The 15,030-nt window shown below is 39.2% G+C and carries 12 protein-coding genes, 1 tRNA gene and 1 pseudogene; 9 read left to right on the forward strand and 5 right to left on the reverse strand.

All coding sequences use genetic code 11. From position 1 onward, the window contains the following. Positions 1-209 precede the first annotated feature (209 nt). Positions 210-434, forward strand: coding sequence for a 50S ribosomal protein L31 (gene rpmE, locus FTV37_RS08355; protein WP_078190165.1), 225 nt, complete (start codon positions 210-212; stop codon positions 432-434). Between the two features lie 82 nt (positions 435-516). Here the strand turns inward: rpmE and FTV37_RS08360 are convergent, their stop codons facing one another. The 3 genes from FTV37_RS08360 to epmB are packed head-to-tail and all read right to left on the reverse strand — an operon-like array spanning position 517 to position 5,404. Next, positions 517-2,646 carry an EAL domain-containing protein gene (locus FTV37_RS08360; RefSeq protein ID WP_180063515.1) on the reverse strand — a complete coding sequence of 710 codons (2,130 nt, stop codon included), beginning with the start codon at positions 2,644-2,646 and terminating at the stop codon, positions 517-519. After that, on the reverse strand, positions 2,628-4,373 hold the full coding sequence (locus tag FTV37_RS08365; RefSeq protein ID WP_180026452.1) for a GTPase: 1,746 nt from the start codon (positions 4,371-4,373) through the stop codon (positions 2,628-2,630). The genes FTV37_RS08360 and FTV37_RS08365 overlap by 19 nt, the downstream gene beginning before the upstream one ends. A 14-nt stretch (positions 4,374-4,387) precedes the next feature. After that, positions 4,388-5,404, reverse strand: a complete 1,017-nt coding sequence (gene epmB / locus FTV37_RS08370) for an EF-P beta-lysylation protein EpmB (RefSeq protein WP_180010399.1) — start codon at positions 5,402-5,404, stop codon at positions 4,388-4,390. Between the two features lie 388 nt (positions 5,405-5,792). Here epmB and efp point away from each other — a divergent pair, with 388 nt between their 5' ends. The 7 genes from efp (at position 5,793) to FTV37_RS08405 (ending at position 13,205) form a co-directional block, all read left to right on the forward strand. Beyond that, positions 5,793-6,362 (forward strand): elongation factor P, encoded by a 570-nt coding sequence (gene efp, locus FTV37_RS08375; protein WP_067762759.1) that lies wholly within the window; start codon positions 5,793-5,795, stop codon positions 6,360-6,362. A gap of 194 nt (positions 6,363-6,556) precedes the next feature. Further along, the gene (locus tag FTV37_RS08380; RefSeq protein ID WP_078191829.1) at positions 6,557-8,659 is read left to right on the forward strand and encodes a carbon starvation CstA family protein; all 2,103 of its coding nucleotides are present in this window, start codon (positions 6,557-6,559) and stop codon (positions 8,657-8,659) included. A 14-nt stretch (positions 8,660-8,673) separates the two neighbouring features. After that, entirely contained in the window at positions 8,674-8,976 is a 303-nt protein-coding gene (locus tag FTV37_RS08385; protein ID WP_078190160.1) for a YbdD/YjiX family protein, read from the forward strand. A gap of 229 nt (positions 8,977-9,205) precedes the next feature. Beyond that, the gene (locus FTV37_RS08390; RefSeq protein ID WP_180004888.1) at positions 9,206-10,162 is read left to right on the forward strand and encodes a MoxR family ATPase; all 957 of its coding nucleotides are present in this window, start codon (positions 9,206-9,208) and stop codon (positions 10,160-10,162) included. A gap of 12 nt (positions 10,163-10,174) precedes the next feature. Further along, complete coding sequence (locus tag FTV37_RS08395) at positions 10,175-11,080, forward strand: DUF58 domain-containing protein (RefSeq protein WP_180063516.1); 906 nt, start codon at positions 10,175-10,177, stop codon at positions 11,078-11,080. A gap of 3 nt (positions 11,081-11,083) precedes the next feature. Beyond that, entirely contained in the window at positions 11,084-13,096 is a 2,013-nt protein-coding gene (locus FTV37_RS08400; RefSeq protein ID WP_180063517.1) for a DUF3488 and transglutaminase-like domain-containing protein, read from the forward strand. Positions 13,097-13,128: 32 nt separating this feature from the next. Continuing rightward, positions 13,129-13,205: transfer RNA gene (locus FTV37_RS08405), tRNA-Val, on the forward strand. An 86-nt stretch (positions 13,206-13,291) separates the two neighbouring features. Here FTV37_RS08405 and FTV37_RS08410 read toward each other — a convergent pair. Both FTV37_RS08410 and FTV37_RS08415 read right to left on the reverse strand, forming a co-directional pair. Beyond that, positions 13,292-13,492: pseudogene (locus FTV37_RS08410) on the reverse strand (IS5/IS1182 family transposase); the annotation flags it as partial. 124 nt (positions 13,493-13,616) lie between these two features. Then, positions 13,617-14,045: an OsmC family protein gene (locus tag FTV37_RS08415; protein ID WP_078191820.1), complete on the reverse strand. Its 429-nt coding sequence runs from the start codon at positions 14,043-14,045 to the stop codon at positions 13,617-13,619. 148 nt (positions 14,046-14,193) lie between these two features. Here FTV37_RS08415 and crp point away from each other — a divergent pair, with 148 nt between their 5' ends. Continuing rightward, positions 14,194-14,904, forward strand: coding sequence for a cAMP-activated global transcriptional regulator CRP (crp, locus tag FTV37_RS08420; protein ID WP_180004890.1), 711 nt, complete (start codon positions 14,194-14,196; stop codon positions 14,902-14,904). The last annotated feature ends 126 nt before the right edge of the window (positions 14,905-15,030 follow it).

Below are 15,030 nucleotides of genomic sequence, written 5' to 3' on the forward strand. Positions count from 1 at the left end.
AGCCTTGAATATCTATTTATTAACATTAAAAAATCAGCTATAATTTGCCCCAACTTGTTGTGCTTAGCTCTGACGGTATCCGTCTCGGTGGGCCAAAAGAATGGTCTGTTATGGTGTTGGTCTGCTTTTTTAAGCCTTCCTTGTAGCGATACAAGAGTGATCAATTGCGATGACAGCTAAACCTTCTTAAATCTTAGGAGTAATCGACGATGCGCGCCGATATTCACCCAAAATATGAAACTTTAGTTGCTACATGTTCATGCGGTAACGTAATTGAAACTCGTTCAGCTCTTGGTAAAGAAACTATTTATCTAGACGTATGTTCTGCTTGCCACCCATTCTACACTGGTAAACAGAAAAGCGTTGACACTGGCGGTCGTATCGACAAATTCAAACAACGTTTTGCTGGTATGTCACGTTCTATCAAACGTTAATATCCAAAACGAAAAACGGGCTTTATGCCCGTTTTTTTGTGCCGATAAAAAGATAAACCTTAAATCGGTAATGTTCAGAACTTTATTGGTCCTGAACATCGATGAGATGGTCGAGTTTCTTCTGGAAATAATCACCTTGAATAAAACGAGCTTCGACATTCCAAGCATTGGCAAACAGGGTCATGTCATTTAATTCACGTAGCATGATTTCAACAGTTTTGATTTCATGATAAGTGGTAATTTTTTCTTGGAGCTCTTGGCATGACTTATCGTTTGCAAGCATTTTGGTCAAACTTGAATCTAATGTTAAGCAGTGAACATCCATTTGACGTAATAATGATTCACTAAACATCGAATGACCAAAATTGCGTAAAGCCAGTTCAGCACCATTTTTACGAAGTTCAACAAATGCTTTTTGAGCGGCATCGATATTGAGCTGAATGTCTTCTTCTGCAAATTGTAAAATTAACGGATTTTTCAATTTACTACGAATAATCGTAATCAGTTTCGAAATAAACTCAGGGAAGGTGCGGTCGCTATATAGCACTTCTTTGTTCAGGTTAACGATTAATTTAGCTTCAGGGAACTGAGTGATGAAGTTGTGTAGCTGTTTACACGATTCAACCAAGATCCAACGATCCAACTTAATGGATAGCTCTGAGTCTTCAGCTAACTCACGCAGTTGGGCGATATCTTTCCATTTATTTTCAAAAATAAAGCCGCTGGTTACTTCATAAGTATAAAGATGAGAATCTTCTTTATCATACAGTTGTTGATATTTAAGATGAATTTCACCGCGTTCTAAGCAGTTGCGAAGGGCCTTGATAACAGGAGCTTCATCACTAACGACAATCGGTGCAATTTGCGCTTCTGGTGTACCAAAATCCAAACTTGGAATATCAATTTCTAATGGAATCGTTAAATCGATTTCAGGCGCTTGTTGGTTGGTAGGTAGCGCAGTATTAAAGGCTTTTGCAACAAAGGTTTCAAAATGTGCTTCATCACGAATATCGCTGTCTAAAACACTGTATCCCATGCGTAAATTTAATGGATAAGTTTCATTATTTACACTGAGTAATTGAGGTTTGCTCAGGGTGTTAAGACCAATCAATTTAGACTCAAGTTTGAGCTGATTATCCGCTTGGAATAAGGCAACCATTGCACCATTGTCTAAACTAAATAATGGAGCATGTGTTTGATCTTTCAAGAAGTCTTTAATATTGGTGAAATAGCTCTTATAAGTATTCCAATCTTTTTGAAAAATCGCATCTGAGCAAGAAGCCAACGTAAATAGCACTAATGCATTTACATTGGCAGGTTGCTGACCGATGATACGGTTGAGTTGTTGAAATGCTTTTGGTTTTTGTGGGCTGGCTTCAACTGGCGCGTTGCTAACAGCATTACTGTTTTGACTACCAATTTCAATTGCGAGCTGTAACGCGTCTTCTTCAGCTGCGGCAATAAATTCGAGTTTTAGTGGGTTTTGCCCAGCCACAGCGATATTTTGCGAATCAAGATCAAAACGTCCTAAGTCGAGCTGTCCTTGGCTGATTTTTTTAAAGCGTTGTTTAAAGTCATTGAGGTCAGAAGGTTGTAATAGATCGAGCAGGGGCAGACCGATTACATCGTCTTCATTTTTTAGACCAAATAAAGTGAGATATTCAGCATTGGCTTGAATATGAATACCTTCTTGAATCACTGCAACCGCTTTACGACTATCTTCAACTAAAGACTGGGTTTGAATCTGAGCCGTTTCAAGCTCTTCCATTAAATGTTGTTGAGATTGTTGTAGGCGACTAAAGGATAAAGCACGGATTAAACCAAAATAGAAACTCTCAGGTTCAGCAATATCGACAATGTCATAAATCCCTTTTTTGACTAAACTTGCATATTGTTCTGCTTGATAGTCTTCGGGTTTAAGTAAAATAATCGGTAAATTCGGTTGGCTCGATAGTTGAACTAAACTTAAAGCTTGTTCATATTTTAAATCATAAGCACGTCCAAAAATGATCAAGTCCCAATTGAGATTCAGCTGTTTTTCGAAATTTTGTAAATCATCAAGTAATATGGCATGAACTTGATGTTCGCTGTCTGTCAATAATTCACGTATCTGGTTAAAACGTATTTGATTATCATCAATAATGAGTAATCGAGTTTCCGTACGTTTTAGTTTTTTGGATAGTAATGGATTTCTCACTTTAATGCTTCCCATAAGTCGTTATTTTTGATCTCATTGCTCTGTTTCGCAATATAGTCTTTAACGACATTTTCTTGCTCTTCATTCAATAATTCATATTCAAAGCGAATAAAGCTTTGTGTCACCAACTGCGCTTTGGTGAGATAGACTTTGATGTCTTCTTTGCCTAAGCGAAGGTGGATCGTTTGTTTCTCTCGGAAGAGATTTGCCCCAGGTAAAATTAAGGTCGTAGACACTTGATCAAGTTGTGTGGTCTGTACCAATAAAGCAGGTTGATGATTTGTTGTATTGCGGTCGGTACGAATATGGGCTGAACATGGATACAAATCTTGAGCCAGTACTTCGAGACCCAATTCCAAACTTTTTTCAGTCGATTGTTTGATCCAACGAACAACACCGCCACGCCATTGGCTTTGAGCATTTTCTTGGATCAAAATAAATTCGCCGGTTTTTAAATTAGCAGGGGTAGGGCCAGTCCATTTAATGCGATAACCATTCACACTAATATCTAAAACGTCAGCAGTATGAATCTGTTTTGCTTCACGATCTAGCGCTTTCGCATTAGTCATGCCTGTTGGCATATTTGAATCATGCGAATTGACAAAAGAGGCTTCATTGTGGAATTGATAATTGCCTTCTAAATCTAAAGTTTCGTGGAAGTTTTTACCTTTAGAGAGATAGAAATGCGCCACCATTAAGCTAAAGCAAATATTAATTTGCGCAGAATATTCATAACGCTCATGACGACGTTCAGTGTTGTTGGTCAAAATATTATGAATATGGAAATATAGCGCTGGAGTTAAAAATAACTTTTCATTTTTAGATAGATAATTGGCATTCTTAGTTTGCGTTTCAGTCAAATGATCGAGCAAGTTTTGCGTTGAAATGTACACATTGGCTTGATAAGACCGATCTTGTTTCGAGTTATAAATCGGTGGGTGATCTTTTTTCGTGTCCACAATATAGCGTGAAAGTGTGGTTTCTTTCGGTAAGATTTGAACCAATTTTGCCCAGTCAAAGCTACATAAATACAAACCTTGAATTTCAGCAGGGCGAATCTGATGATTATTGAAAATATCTAACAAGATCAATTGTGCATAAGCTTGGGCAATATTTGCAATTTGATGCTGGGTACCAAGTAATTGATTGACATTACTTTGATAGAAATTGTGTTCAATGGCACATTCAATCAGTTGATGTGCCGCAATCCATTGACCTGCAGTCGGTGTGGCATACAACATATGTTGTTGATACAACAACAGTGTCAGTTGTTGCAACGCATAGTAGATTGATGCAATTCGAGCGGTTTGTAAGCTTTTTTTATGGCCGAATGAAAAAATCGAAAACTTTTGTTGATTAAGCTGCTGATTACATCGTTTGGCAATATCAATATAGATTTTGGCAAAGTGACTGCGTAAAAGCATCGCCAATTCAATGATTTGGTCATTACGATCCGTGGTAATGAGGCTTTGATTGGTAAAGTGTTTTTCTAAGCTTGTGAGCACACTTTCCATAGTCGGATGTAAAATTTGAACCAAATCAAAACGTAACATCTCTTGGCATTTCAGCTCGGAGATTTCAAGTAAGGCATTGAATAAAGCTTTAGATGAGGTACCCAATTGTAAAATTGAAATACCGTTTAACCACTCTTGCAGACCTTTAGCATTGGTCGGACAAAAGCTTAATTTATCCAGCTTTAATTCAGTCGGATTGTAAAACGTATCTGAAGTATGCGTGGTCATCTTTATTATTTAACTCAAAAAGTTGAAGCCCCAAAAAGCGGTGTCTTGTTTTTTTCGCCCGCTATTTCCCGTACAAGTTTAGGAACCAAATAACCAGGTAGGTTCTCTAAAACTTTTTTATAAATTAAATCAATATCCTGAGCTGGTGTATCAAAATGATGAGCACCTTTTACTTTATCCAGAACATGCAAATAATATGGCATTACACCTGCGTCGAATAAGCGGTAACTTAAATCGACCAACACTTCTGCAGAATCATTAACCCCTTTTAATAAGACTGCTTGGTTCAGCACGGTGATTCCTTGTTTGACAAGCTGTTGAAGCTGGCTGCACGTGAAGTCATCTAGCTCTGATGGATGATTTGAGTGTACCACTAGAATAATGCGTAGCCTACTGTTTTTTAAATTAGAAACCAGCTCTTCATCGACACGGTTGGGGATTACGATAGGAACTCGTGAATGAATTCTCAAAAATTTAATTTGTGGCAAAGTCGATAAACGTTCAATCCACACTTGAAGTTTACGATTTGATAGTGTGAGCGGGTCTCCACCACTTAAAATCACTTCATTAATATCGGGTTGTTGTTCAATATATTGTTTAATGTTTGCCCAATCGTCATTTTTAGGCAGGTTTTCTTGGTAGGGAAAATGCCGGCGGAAACAATAACGGCAATGGACCGCGCAGGCACCGGTTAAAGTCAGTAAAAAACGAGACTTGTACTTATGTAATACCCCTGGCTGTTGGTTAGCCTGCTCTTCACCTAAAGGGTCGGTGACAAAACCGGCGTGTTCTTCAAGTTCCAAATGATGCGGTAGGACTTGGAGTAAAAGCGGATCAAGCGGATTACCTTTTTGCATTTTTTCGACAAAAGCGCGCGGCACACGTAGGCGAAACTCATCTGCTGCGAACTGAGCACCAGATAATAACTGATCATGCGAAAGTTCTAATACATCGAGTAATTCTTGAGGATTTGTAATCAAATCACTCAATTGGGTTTGCCAGTTTTGCTCTTGAAATAAATAGTTTATCATGCCGATTGTTTAAAAAATGCAGAAAGGTGAGTAGGGAATATTGCTGAAATTAATGCGTCGAACTTTTAAGTGTAAGCTGAAATAATTCCGATAAAGCTCACAACGGATGAAGCCTACGAAACATTTATTAAGTTTCAGTAAACAGCAATTTTACCTGTTTGTGGGCATTGTATAAACAAAGTTCTTTAATGTCTGAGTGTAAGTTAAGCAGCTTGACCCCTTTAATGGGGATTTTTTCGTTGCGACATGGTGCATTGGTCATTTAGAATACGCAATATCACATTAATGTGCATGTGGCAGCCAATGTTACAGTCAGTACTTGCTAAATGACATGTTACAGCCCATAGCATCTATAGATTAAAGTTAGTAAGTTTGGAGTGAGCCAGTCATGGCCTATTATTCTACGAATGATTTCAAGTCAGGCCTTAAGGTCATGCTTGACGGTAACCCATGTTCAATCATGGAAAACGAATACGTAAAACCAGGTAAAGGCCAAGCTTTTAACCGCGTAAAATTACGTAACCTTAAAACTGGTAAAGTTTTAGAAAAAACTTTCAAATCTGGTGATTCACTAGAAGCTGCTGACATCCAAGAAGTTGAAATGAACTACTTGTATAACGACGGTGAAATGTGGAACTTCATGGACCCAGAATCTTTCGAACAAATCGCTGCTGATAAAGTTGCTATGGGCGACGCGGCTAAATGGTTGAAAGATGACTCAAATGAACTTTGCACAATCATGCTTTGGAACGGTGTTCCTTTAACTGTGAGCGCGCCAAACTTCGTTGTATTAAAAATCGTTGAAACTGATCCAGGTGTACGTGGTGATACTTCAGGCGGTGGCGGTAAACCTGCTAAGCTTGAAACTGGTGCAGTTGTACGTGTTCCATTATTCGTACAGCAAGAAGAAAGCGTTCGTGTAGACACCCGTACTGGTGACTATTTAGAACGTGCATAATGGTTTAAAAATAGACTATTATCGAAAGGGATGAAGTGATTCATCCCTTTTTTTATACCTATTGGTTTAAATTTTTATTCCAAAGTATTAGATGAAAAAACTTATAACAGGAGTAGAGTTTCAAGGGAAGAAACAGCAGTACCTCGAACAAGAAAAATCAAGCTGATTTATTTCAACATTTATGAGGGATTGAGATGGAAAACATTCAACCGAAGTCAGGAATGGCTTCGAAGATTATCTGGCTGTTTGTAGCCATTCTAGGTGCCGTTTCATTCGGCATACTAGCACTCAGTCGAGGCGAGCATGTCAATGCAGTTTGGCTGATCCTTGCAGCAATCTGTGTGTATAGCATTGCATATCGTTTTTATAGTTTATTTATTGCCAATAAAGTCTTTGAACTGAATGAGCGACGTTTAACGCCTGCCCATCGCTTAGCTGACGGTTTGGATTATGTGCCGACCAATAAAAGCGTTCTATTTGGTCACCACTTTGCTGCGATTGCAGGTGCGGGTCCTTTAGTCGGACCGATCCTTGCTGCGCAAATGGGTTATTTGCCGGGAACAATTTGGCTCTTGGTGGGTGTTGTTCTCGCCGGTGCGGTTCAAGACTTTTTAGTCTTATTCATCTCAACGCGTCGTGATGGTCGTTCACTCGGTGAAATGGCAAAACAAGAACTGGGTTCTTTTGCCGGAATCATCGTGATGCTTGGTGCACTTGGCGTGATGATCATCATTCTAGCAGTGCTGGCTTTGGTAGTTGTAAAAGCGTTGACCAATAGTCCGTGGGGTGTCTTCAGTATCGCTGCCACTGTACCGATTGCGATTTTCATGGGTATCTACATGCGATTTATCCGTCCGGGTAAAATTGCAGAAGTGTCGATCATTGGTTTTGTACTGATGATGGCTGGGATTATCTATGGTGGCGACATTGCACAGCATCCGTACTGGGGGCCATTCTTTACACTTTCAGGTACTGAACTAACTTGGTGGTTGATTGGTTATGGTTTCGTGGCATCAGTATTACCTGTTTGGTTACTGCTTGCACCACGTGATTACCTATCGACCTTCTTGAAAATTGGTGTTATTGCAGGTTTGGCAATCGGGATCATGTTTGCATTGCCTGAAATGAAAATGCCAGCGGTGACGCATTTTATTGATGGTACAGGTCCTGTATTTGCAGGCTCAATGTTCCCATTCTTGTTTATTACCATTGCCTGTGGTGCAATTTCAGGTTTCCATGCGCTCGTTTCTTCAGGAACGACACCGAAGCTTGTGAATAATGAAAAAGATATTCGCATGATCGGTTATGGCGGCATGTTGATGGAATCTTTTGTTGCGATCATGGCTTTGGTCTGTGCAACGATTCTTGAGCCTGGTGTGTATTTTGCGATTAATGCGCCAGCAGCTGTGATTGGTACAACGGTTGAGTCCGCTGCAGAAGCAGTTCGTACATTAGGCTTCGTGGTAACACCTGAAGCATTGACCTTACTTGCACAAGAAGTGGGTGAAAACTCGATTCTGTCTCGTACAGGGGGGGCGCCAACATTTGCGATTGGTATGGCGCATATCATTACGGAAATTTTTAATAACCGTTCAATGATGGCGTTCTGGTATCACTTTGCGATTTTATTCGAAGCACTCTTCATTTTAACGGCAGTTGATGCGGGTACACGTGCATGTCGTTTCATGGTGCAAGATACTGTGGGTATCGTAATTCCTGCTGTTAAAAACTCACATAACTTCTTCGGAAATCTGTTAGGTACAGCGGTGGCTGTTGCAGGTTGGGGCTTCTTCGTTTACCAAGGCGTGGTTGATCCACTCGGCGGTATTAATAGTTTATGGCCGCTATTTGGTATTGGTAACCAAATTCTTGCTGCGATGGCATTGATCTTGGGTACAGTGATTTTATTCAAGATGAAAAAACAAAAGTATGTTTGGGTGACAATTATCCCAACATTATTCTTGTTTATTACTTCAATGACCGCTGGTTGGCAGAAGATTTTCCACGAAAATCCAAAGATTGGTTTCTTGGCTCAGGCAGATCGTTTTAATGCAGCCATTGCGAAAAATGAATTGTTGGCACCTGCGAAAACCATGGCAGAAATGCATACGGTTGCATTGTCGAATCAAATCAATGCCGGTCTTTGTGCATTCTTTATGATTGTGGCATTTGTGATGTTATTTGCAGCGATTGGTGTGGTGCGTCGTGCTTTGGCAAATCCAAATCCATCGGTGAATGAAGCAGAAGCGATTTACCGTGACCCAGCTGAAATTAATCCGTCGAATTCAGCACATTAATAGGGGGAATATGAATGAACCTGAAGTTTGCAAAAAGTGGAAAAACGGTGATTTATAAAATCATTAAAATGACCATTATGTCGCAGAAGGATCTAATTCTGAACCCGAAAAATTGGTCACGTATTGCGACGTTGTGGCAACGTTTACAGCAAAGCTTCCGCCTGATGGTGGGTGTGCCAGATTACCAAAACTATTTGGAACATATGGCAAAACATCATCCTGATTTGGAAGCGATGGATGCAAAAACATTTTATCGTCACTGTGTAGATGCACGTTATCCATCAGCTGGTGGTGACATGAAGAAGTGTCCTTGCTAATGCTTTGACTTGTGCTAAAAATCCAATAAAAAAAGCGTTCTTCGAGACGCTTTTTTTTTGCTGAATTGTGATCAGTCGAAGCGAAAACAACGCTTTTGTATACCCAATAAATATCAAGCGTATGTATTTAAAGTATTGAACTGGGTATAGATTGGAGATAAACACTGTATTTTTAAATAAAACCCTGTATGTTAGTCATTCATTTAACTTTTTTATTGGGGAATAAAAGGTGTTTTGGGGATCAGAGAAAAGCCAACAAAATAATACATCAACGCTTTTAAGTGAGCAGAGCCTTGCGCCTTTTTACCCGAAAATAAATACATTCCTCGAACAAATTAACCAAATTATTTTGGATAAAAATCAGCAAACCAAATTGGCTTTAGCTTGTCTATTGGCAGGCGGGCATGTGCTATTTGAAGACTTACCTGGTTTAGGAAAAACGACATTATCTAGCGCCTTGTCACATTTGGCGGGATTAAAGTTTCAACGGATTCAATTTACCAATGACATGCTGGCCAGCGATGTGATTGGGGTAAATATGTTTAATCAAAAAGAACATCATTTTGAGTTTAAATCTGGGCCGATTTTTACCCAAATTTTATTGGCAGATGAAATCAACCGTTGTAGTCCAAAGACCCAAAGTGCTTTATTGGAAGCGATGGAAGAGGGCTATGTGACGGTCGACGGTGTGCGATATGCTTTGCCTCAACCATTTTGGGTGATTGCGACACAAAACCCTTTATTTCAAAGTGGTACTTATGCCTTACCTGAGTCCCAGTTGGACCGGTTTTTAATGCGTTTGTCTTTAGGTTATCCATCGCGTCAGGCAGAGAAATTATTGCTCCAACAAACTTCACGCCATGATCTGATTGCGGCATTAGCACATATCTTTAATGAAGCAGAAATTTTACAACTACAAGGGTTTGTCGAGCAGATACATCTGAGTGATCGTTTAATGGATTACATTTTGGATCTTGCTGCTGAGACACGTAAGGGGAGACATGGTCTTTCTACTCGTGGTGTTTTAGCCTTAAAGAAAGCTGCGCAAGCCTATGCGCTGATTGAGCAGCGAAATTATGTGAATCCTGACGATGTACAAGCCGTTTTTACAGCTGTGGTATCTCATCGAATTGGGTTGTCAGATCTTGAAGCCTTTAAGCTTTTAGAACAAGTTTCGATCCAATAAAGGAGTTGAACCTTGGCTTCAATGTGGCAGCAATGGATTGAACGTCGATTTAAAATCGATCAGCACAAGCAGCTGACTCAAAAAGATGTCTTGATCTTTATCTATCAGCAAGGCTACTTGTATTTGGTATTAATTTTCATCACTTTTATTGCAGGTGTGAATTATGCCAATAATTTGATTTTAGGCTTTTGCTTTTTAATTAGCGCCGTATTGTGTATTAGTTTCTATATTACTTTTAAACAGCTTCATGCGTTGCAGATTCAAATAAATGTTGTTGATATCCCGCAAGCTGGGGAATTACTTTCGGTCGAAATTTATTTTAAACAAGAGGTTGAACAGGCGCGATATTTGTGGATTAAAACAGAAAATCAGCTACATAAATTACTGTTCAATACGCAACAGCAATGCTTTCAATTAAATTTTACAACCAGCCAACGCGGTGTTTTTCAGATTCCGCCAATACAAATTTATAGTGTTTATCCTTTTGGTTTAGTTCGGGCCTGGACGTATTTGTACGTACAGCAACCAGCGTGGGTTGCACCTCAAGCCAGTTTGCATTCCGTTGAAAATAAGCAACAACAGCAAAATTTTGAACCTGATCTTGATGAATTTCGCGAATTACGGAGTTTTCAGACGGGGGATTCACTTCATGCGGTGTCTTGGAAACAAGCAGCACGAGGACAAGGCTTATATGTGAAAGTCTTTGAACAATATGAAGATCTAAAGAAATTGGAGATTCATTATCACTATATGCCAGCTCAAAGTCATGAAGAAAAACTTAGTCTTATGATGGGTTTGGTCGAGCAGGCTGAGCAAAATCACGATCAATATGCACTGTATTTACCTAATGCTGAGTTAGCATCAGGCACTGGAGCACTGCATTTTTCCGAAGCAAAACGGTTATTGGCGCAGGCTTAAGAGATGATTGAAAATACCATACGCCGCTCCATATTACTCACTTTAGCCTTGGTGCTCATTGCACAAATGCTTTATATCCCTGTGGCGACATCATTAGTATTTTTAGTCATTTGGCTTATTTTATTACTCAATACCCGCGCCAGTAAAAAACCATTTTCTAAAATTTTAACTTATGTGCTGACATTGACAGCATTATTTAGCATTTATATAAGCCATAAAACCTTTATTGGTGTTGATGCAGGGGTTGCAGTACTCAGTACATTTTTATTTGCTAAATCTTTAGAAACAAAAACACGTCGTGATGTAATTATTTTATATAACTTTGCGATGTTTGTGATTGCCAGTAGTTTTTTGTTTAGCCAGTCTTTTGCCATGGCATTGGTTATTTTATTGGCGTTGTTGAGCTGTTTTATTGGGTTGTACCGTTTACAGACCGTTGGTTTTAGCCAAGACTCAAGCGGTGAAATACAGGCGATTAAACAAGATATTGGGCATGTGGGAAAATTTATTGGCTTAGCTGTTCCATTTTTTATTTTACTGTTTCTCTTTTTTCCACGCCTGCCACCTCTATGGCACATTCCTATTCCTGAAAATAAAGCCACAACGGGAATCAGTGACAACATGTCTCCGGGCGATATTGCTGAGTTATCACAGTCGAGTAGTTTGGCTTTTCGTATAATTGGAGATATTCAAGCCTTGCCACCACGTACAGAGCTGTATTGGCGGGCGATGGCATTAGATGAATATGATGGTTCTAAATGGACCAGTCATTTTTTTAACCAGAACGTTATACAGCTGAATCCAGCCGAGTTAAAACCCAAGCGGACATTGAATTATCAATATTTGGCTGCCGACCCAAGTGTGATGTGGATTATGTCGTTGGAGCAATCCGTTCCCAATGAAGCACGTTTTGCATTAGGTCAAGATGGTCGAATTACACCCTACCGATTAACAGCACGCACGGAGCCGATTCAACTGAAATGGTTAGGACGTGCAGAGCCGCCACAAATAAAAAATGTGGCTTTGCTTGAAAAATTAAATACTCGTTATGTTGAACACTTGGATGTTCAATCACAACAATTGGCCCAAACATTATGGCAGCGAAGTCATCAAAATCCCGAGCGTTATATTGCCGAAGTTTTGCAATGGTATAAACAAAATCGCTTTGCATATACCTTAAGCCCAGGTGTATTGGGGCAAAATCGGATAGATGATTTTTTATTTGGATCAAGACAGGGCTTTTGCGAACATTTTGCTTCAAGTTTTGCAATGTTGATGCGCTATGTTGGCGTACCGTCGCGTATTGTCGTGGGATATCAAGGTGGTCAATTAGCACCAGATGGAAAAAGTTGGGAGGTTCGTCAACTTGATGCACATGCGTGGACAGAGGTTTATATCAATCAACATTGGCGTCGTATTGATCCGACGGCCATGATCGCACCGCAGCGTATCGATGGGGGGATGCAGGATTATATGGAACAAGATCGGACAATTTTTGGGAGCCAGCAGTCGACTTGGGCCTATCAACAATTTTCGATGTTGAAAAAAGTCCGTGTATGGAGTGATTATGCGAGTTACCAATGGCAAAGCAAAGTGGTGGGTTATAATGCTGAATCACAGCAACAATGGTTTAAAAAGCTCGGGGTAAATTCTGCTTATGCAGGTGGGTTACTTCTTGTATTGAGTATTGGTGGCGTTGTTGCATTATATTTTATATGGATTTTGCGGAAAAAAAGAAAAAGTCTAAGCTCTCTTGAAAGAGAAATTGCCAAGTTTGCTAAGAATTTACCCTTGAGCCAGCAAAAAGTGGCTTCTGAAAGTTTTCGGCATTGGTTACAACGTTTGGCTGAAAATGTACCTGAACAGGAAAGGGCGGCATTTGAACAAGTTATTACGTTATTTGAGCAGGAAATTTATGTAGGTATCGCGCTAAGTTCTCATGATATTCAATATTTTAAGGCTTTGCTTAAAACTTGTACGCAAAGTTTAAAAAAGTCAGAAAAGGGCTTGTCATAAAAAATAAAAATGAATATGATTCTACGCATTCTAGGTTTATAGCTCAGTTGGTTAGAGCGCTACGTTGACATCGTAGAGGTCACCAGTTCGAATCTGGTTAAACCTACCAAATTCAAAAAGCAGAATCAAAATGATTCTGCTTTTTTTTATCTGAAATTATTAGGGTCTGTTGACATTTACTGTTCATAATTAACCCTATAAAGGTAGCCATAAAAATATACAGGCTAAAGCAACAGAACTTTGATAATTCCTTTTGAGCTTGTCATATCGAGTAGCTATTCCTCTAAATTGCTTTAATCTACAAAACATATTTTCAACTAAATGCCTGATTTTATATAAATACCAGTCCATATGGTCATTGTTCGATTGGCTATTCGTTTTCCTTGGTATATTCGCTACTTCTTTGGCTCATATTTCTGCGTTTATGACTATATAGCAGTGCTTTATACAATGTATGCTATAGCGGATTATTTGAAACAAAAAAGCCGCATTCTATGCGGCTCTTAATTGAACAAATAAATTATGCATCTTCAGTTTCTAAAATTTCGAAGTCATGGGTAATTTCTACACCACCATCCATCAGCATTTTACTAGCAGAACAGTATTTTTCAGCAGAAAGTTCAACCGCTTTTGCAACTTGCTTTTCCTTCACGCCATGACCAGTGACTACAAAGTGCAAATGAATTTTAGTGAATACAGCAGGAATAGTGTCGGCACGTTCTGCATTTAATTCACAACGAACATCAGTAATGTCTTGGCGTGCTTTCTTTAAAATCGTCACAATATCGAAAGATGCACAACCACCAAGTCCTGTTAAAATCAGTTCCATTGGGCGCGGACCACGGTTTTCACCGCCATATTCTTGTGATCCATCCATCATAACAGTGTGACCACTTTGAGTTTTTGCTTCAAAAGCAACATTCTCTAGCCAATGAACACTAGTTTGCATTGCAAGTCCCTAAAAAAAGCTATAAATTTACGCAGTACCTGTACACTAACATAAATTGAGTTGATAAGGAATTTCAACTCTTACGTGTGACAAGTTCACTTTAGGTCTTGTGCGATCTATAAATTATCCATATTCGGAAACTGTTAGCATGACTTCAAACTTTTCACAACTTAGCACAGATGCGCTATCTCCGGGGCAGTTACCTGAGTCGGTGAAGGCATTATTAAAACGTGCATATATTAATCGTTACCCAAAACGTACAACAATCATTGATGCGGGCTCAGAATCTAAATCTTTGTATTTAATTCTTAAGGGTTCAGTATCTATCATTTTACGCGAAGATGATGAGCGTGAAATTGTGGTTGCGTACTTAAATGCGGGTGACTTTTTTGGGGAAATGGGTCTATTCGAAGCAAATGCACAGCGTACTGCAGAAGTGCGTACGCGAGATGTATGTGAAATTGCTGAGATTACCTATGAAAACTTTCATGAATTAAGCAAACAATACCCAGACTTAAGTTATGCGGTATTTGCACAGCTTGTACGCCGTCTTAAAAATACGACGCGTAAAGTAACTGACCTTGCGTTTATTGACGTGTCAGGTCGAATTGCACGTTGCTTAATTGATTTATCTTCACAACCTGAAGCAATGATTTTGCCGAATGGTCGTCAGATTCGTATTACTCGTCAAGAGATTGGTCGTATCGTGGGTTGTTCCCGTGAAATGGTTGGTCGTGTTCTAAAAACACTTGAAGAGCAAGGCATGATTGAAACTGATGGTAAAGCGATTCTAATTTTTGATGCATCGCTTGAAGATAAAAGTCAATTGGCTTCTGACGAATTTGACGACGAAGAATAATCATTCTTCTAAATAAAAAAAAGCAAACTCAGGGGTTTGCTTTTTTTATGTCTATTCATTTCTCACTATTATATCTGAACAAGCTTTTCTCACATTTTTTGACAAATAAACAGAAAATTATGATTT

The organism is Acinetobacter sp. YH16042, assembly GCF_013417245.1.
GTDB classification, from domain to species: domain Bacteria; phylum Pseudomonadota; class Gammaproteobacteria; order Pseudomonadales; family Moraxellaceae; genus Acinetobacter; species Acinetobacter amyesii.